General features: G+C 71.8%; 1 pseudogene. It reads left to right on the top strand.

Annotated elements, in window-relative coordinates:
• A pseudogene (locus EOA24_RS37590) lies at positions 1–1,530 on the top strand (chromosome segregation protein SMC); the annotation flags it as partial.

The raw sequence follows: 1,530 nt of genomic DNA, 5'->3' as shown, positions 1-1,530 counted from the left end.
GATCGAAAGCCTGAAGCGCCAGGCGCGCCAGGCCTCGCGCTTCAAGAACCTGTCGGCCGATATCCGCAAGGCCGAAGCGACGCTGTTGCATCTGCGCTGGACGCTGGCAAAGACCCAGGAAGGCGAGGCGCGCTCCGCGCTTGCCGTCGCCACCACGCTGGTCGGCGACCGCGCCGCCGCCCAGATGGCCGCCGCCAGGGAGCAGGGCATCGCCGCGCACCGGCTGCCGGACCTGCGCGACGCCGAAGCCGCCGCGGCCGCCGCCTTCCAGCGCCTGTCGATCGCCAAGACGCAGATCGAGGAGGAGGCCGGCCGCATCCGTGCCCGCCAGACCGAGCTCGAACGCCGTCTGCAGCAGCTCGACGCCGACATCGCCCGCGAGGAGCGGATGGTGCGCGACAATGCCGATATCCTCGAGCGCCTGCGCGTCGAGGAAGCCGAGCTCAATTCGGAAAATGCCGGCGCCGCCGAGCGCGAGGCGACCACGCGCGCCGCTTTCGAGCAGGCAGGTGCTACGCTGTCGCAGAGCGAGGCAAGACTTGCCGCGCTGACCGCCGAGCGCGCCGAGGCGGCGGCCTCGCGCCACCAGATCGAGCGCTCGTTGCGCGAAACAGCCGAGCGCCGCGACCGCTTCGCCCGCCAGCTCGCCGACGTCGACCGCGAGCTTTCCGACATCGTCGCGCGCATTTCCGGGCTGCCGGATCCCGCTGAAAAGCGGCTGCTGGTCGAGGATGCGCTGGCCAGGCTTGAAGAGAGCGAGGCCGGCGCCATCGCAGCCGAGCAGGCCGTCGCCGAGGCGCGCGCGGCCGAAAGCGCCGCAAGGCCTCCGCTGCAGGATGCCAGGGCGGAACTGGCGCGCATCGAGACCGAAGCACGCACGCTGGCAAAAATCCTCAACGCCACCAGCGGCGGCGATCTTTTTCCTTCAGTGCTTGAACAGATCAGCGTCGAGCGCGGCTATGAGACGGCGCTTGGCGCGGCGCTCGGCGAGGACCTCGACGTCCCGCTCGACCGCAGCGCCCCGGTGCATTGGGGCGAAAGTGCGGTTCAGCCGGGAGATGCCGTATTGCCCGAGGGTGTGAAGAGCCTGGCAAGCGTGGTGCATGCGCCGTCGCAGCTCGCCCGCCGCCTGGCGCAGACCGGCGTTGTCGAAGCCGCCGACGGTCGCCGGCTCCAAGCGCTTCTGGCTCCTGGCCAGCGGCTGGTCAGCCGCGATGGCGCGCTCTGGCGTTGGGATGGCCTCACCGCTAGCGCCGACGCGCCGACTGCCGCCGCGCTGCGGCTGGCGCAGAAGAATCGACTGGCCGAGCTCGATGCCGAAGCCGTGCAGGCGACGCGCGTCGTGCGCGAGGCGGAGGAGGCGCTGGCGCGCGCCGAGCAGGCGATGCGCCAGGCAAGCGAGGCCGAGCGCAATGCGCGCCAGGCCGGCCGCGACGCACAGCATGCGTTGGATGCCGCCCGCAATGCGCTGGCCGACGCCGAGAAGGCCGGCGGCGAGCTGGTGAGCCGCCGCGCTGCCTTGGACGACGC

Origin of the sequence: Mesorhizobium sp. M2A.F.Ca.ET.039.01.1.1, assembly GCF_003998035.1 — a bacterium.
In the GTDB taxonomy this organism is placed as follows: domain Bacteria; phylum Pseudomonadota; class Alphaproteobacteria; order Rhizobiales; family Rhizobiaceae; genus Mesorhizobium.
The sequence above is the reverse complement of the archived record's forward strand: the minus strand, read 5'-3'. Positions and strand labels throughout refer to the sequence as shown.